Origin of the sequence: Actinoplanes cyaneus (genome assembly GCF_016862095.1) — a bacterium.
Classification (GTDB): Bacteria; Actinomycetota; Actinomycetes; order Mycobacteriales; family Micromonosporaceae; genus Actinoplanes; species Actinoplanes cyaneus.
Genome location: NZ_BOMH01000135.1, coordinates 1 through 3,239, shown reverse-complemented (window position 1 = coordinate 3,239; position 3,239 = coordinate 1). Strand labels below are relative to the sequence as shown.

General features: G+C 72.6%; 1 protein-coding gene. It reads left to right on the top strand.

Annotated features, from left to right (window positions below; translation table 11 throughout):
• Positions 1 to 3,239: non-ribosomal peptide synthetase (locus Acy02nite_RS45965; protein WP_203756653.1), on the top strand; the 3,239-nt coding region annotated here is incomplete at both ends.

The window sequence follows — 3,239 nt, the reverse complement described above, 5'->3', positions numbered from 1 at the left end:
CTGGGCGGGTGGCGTTGACGGCGCGGGAGCGTCCCGAGCGGCTGCCGCTGTCGTACGGGCAGCAGCGGATGTGGTTCCTGAACCGGCTGGAAGAATCCGGCTCCGCCTACAACATGCCGACGGTGGTGCGGATCTCCGGCGACCTCGACGTGGCCGCACTGGAGGCGGCGCTGGGTGACGTCGCCGATCGGCACGAGGTGTTGCGCACGATCTACCCGGAGATCGACGGAATCGCCTGCCAGCAGATCCTGAACGGCGCCGCGGGCCGGCCGCGGCTGCACACGGCTCCGGTCGCCGCTCAGGACGTGCCGGCCCAGGTCGAGGCGACGGTCGCCGCCGGCTTCGACGTGACCGCGGACCTGCCGTGGCGGGCTCGGCTGCTGATGGTCGGACCTGGCGAATCCGTGCTGGTGCTGGTGGTTCACCACATCGCCGGCGACGGCTGGTCGATGGGCGTGCTCACCGAGGACCTGCGGACCGCGTACGCGGCGCGCAGGCAGGGCCGGGCACCCGGCTGGACCGAGCTGGACGTGCAGTACGCCGACTACGCGTTGTGGCAGCGCGAAGTGCTCGGCGAGCTCGATGACGAGTCCAGCCTGATCGCGGGTCAGCTCGGCTACTGGCGGAAGACGCTGTCGGGTGCCCCGCAGGAGCTGATGCTGCCCGTCGACCGGCCGCGCCCGGCGACCGCGTCGATGCGGGGCGCCGCCGCGGACGTGGCGGTGGACCCGGAGACCCACGCCCGGCTCGTGGAGCTGGCGCAGCAGGAACGGGTTACGGTCTTCATGGTCGTGCAGGCGGCGTTCGCGATGCTCCTGTCGCGGATGGGCGCCGGCACCGACATCCCGATCGGCACCGTGGTCGCCGGCCGTGGTGACGTGACCGTCGAACCCCTGGCCGGCCTCTTCATCAACTCCCTGGTGCTGCGTACCGACCTGTCCGGCGATCCGACGTTCACCGAGATGCTGGCGCGGGTCCGCGAGGCCGACCTGGCGGCGTACGCGCATCAGGATCTGCCCTTCGAGCGGCTCGTCGAGGACCTGAACCCGGCTCGTTCGCTGGCCCACAACCCGCTCTTCCAGGTCATGCTGACCATGCAGAACCTGCCCCGGGGCGGGTGGAGCCTGGACGGCGCAGACGTCGAGCCGATGTCGCCGGGCGCCCTGGCGGCACACGTCGACCTGTCGCTGGATCTCGCCGAGCACCGGGACAGCGCGGGCCGCCCGGCCGGGATCCGCGGCTGGCTGTTCTACGCGACCGACCTGTTCGACGCCGTCTCGATCGAGGACCTGGTCGAGCGTCTGGCAGGGCTGCTGCACCAGGTGGCGGCCGATCCGGAGGTACGGCTGGGCCGCGTCGACGTGTTCCTGGACGGTGAACGGGACCGCGTGGTCCGGGCCTGGAACGACACCGCCGCCACCGTGCCGGGCGGCTCGCTCGCGGACCTGTTCGAGGCCCAGGTGAACCGGTCGCCGGATGCGGTGGCCGTGCTCGGCGAGGACGTCTCCTGGTCGTACGCGGAACTGTCCGTGTCCTCCTCCCAGCTGGCGCGGGAGCTGATCGTCCGCGGCGTCGGCCCGGGCGACGTGGTGGGTGTCGTGCTGCGGCGCTCCCCGGAACTGGTGAGGACGCTGCTGGCGGTGACGAAGGCGGGCGCCGCGTACCTGCCGGTGGACCCGGCCTACCCGACGCAGCGCGCCGGTTTCATGCTGGCCGACGCCGGGGCCGGCCTGGTCCTGTGCGAGTCGGCCACCGAGCCGCTGGTGCGTGCCGCGGCTCCCTCGGCGGACTACCTTCTCGTCGACGACCCCGAGCTCGCCCGGTCTGTCGCGGGACGCCGGGCGTCCGCCCCGGAGAACGCGGACCGGGTACGGCCGCTGCTGCCCGCGCATCCGGCATACGTCATCTACACCTCGGGCTCCACCGGCGTACCGAAGGGTGTCGTCGTCACCCACGGTGGTGTCGGAAGCCTCGTCGCGTCGCACGTGTCGCGGTTCGCCGCCGGCCCGGGCGCGCGGGTCCTGCAGTTCGCCTCACCCAGCTTCGACGCGGCGTTCGCCGAGTTCTGCACGGCGCTGCCGTCAGGCGCCACCCTGGTGGTGGTCGGCCGGGAGCTGCTGCCGCCGTTCGGCTCGCTGACCGAGCTGGCCGACCGGTTCGGGGTGACGCACCTGACAGCTCCGCCGTCGGTGCTGGCAGCCTCCGACGACGTGCCGGCGTCGGTGACCACGCTGGCGGTCGCGGGCGAGGTCTGCTCGCCCGACCTGGTCCGGCGATGGTCGGCGGGCCGCCGGATGCTGAACGCGTACGGGCCGACCGAGGCAACCGTGTGTGTGACGCTGAGCGACCCGCTGACGGAAGCCGCCGGCGTGGTGCCGATCGGCAGGCCGCTGGAGAACGGTCAGGCCTATGTGCTCGACGCGTTCCTGCAGCCGGTGCCGGTGGGCGTTCCCGGCGAGCTGTACCTGGCCGGCGCGCAGCTGGCGCAGGGGTACGCGGGCCGGCCCGCGCTGACGGCGCAGCGGTTCGTGGCCTGCTCCGAGACCGGTCCCGCCCCGGCCGGCTCCCGGATGTACCGGACCGGTGACCTCGCCTACTGGGGCCGCGACGGACAGCTGGTGGTCGTCGGCCGCGCCGACGAGCAGGTCAAGATCCGCGGGTTCCGGATCGAACCCGCCGAGGTGCAGTCGATCCTCGTCGGGCATCCGCAGGTGGCTCAGGCTGCGGTGGTTGCCCGCGAGGACCAGCCGGGCGACAAGCGCCTGGTTGCCTACCTGGTGGCCGCGTCCGGCAGCGTCGACCTCGACGACGTCCGCGCGTACGCGGCGGAGCGGCTGCCCGATTACATGCTGCCGGCCCTGACGACCATCGGCGCGCTGCCGTTGACGATCAACGGGAAGCTCGACCGGGCCGCGCTGCCGAGTCCGAACCCCGGCACCCGCGGTGGGCGTGCCGCGGCGACCGCCACCGAAGAGGTCCTGTGCGGCCTGTTCACCGAGGTTCTGGGTGTGGAGTCGGTGCCGGCCGACGTGTCGTTCTTCGACCTCGGTGGTGACTCGTTGTCGGCGATGCGGTTGATCGCTCGGGTTCGGGCGGTGTTCGGGGCTGAGGTCAGCGTCCGGGGTCTCTTCGCCGCGCCGACGGTCGCCGGGATCGCGCAGCAGATCGGCAGTTCGCAGGGTGCGGCGCGGGTGGCGTTGGGGGTGCGGGAGCGTCCGGAGTTGTTGCCGTTGTCGTAC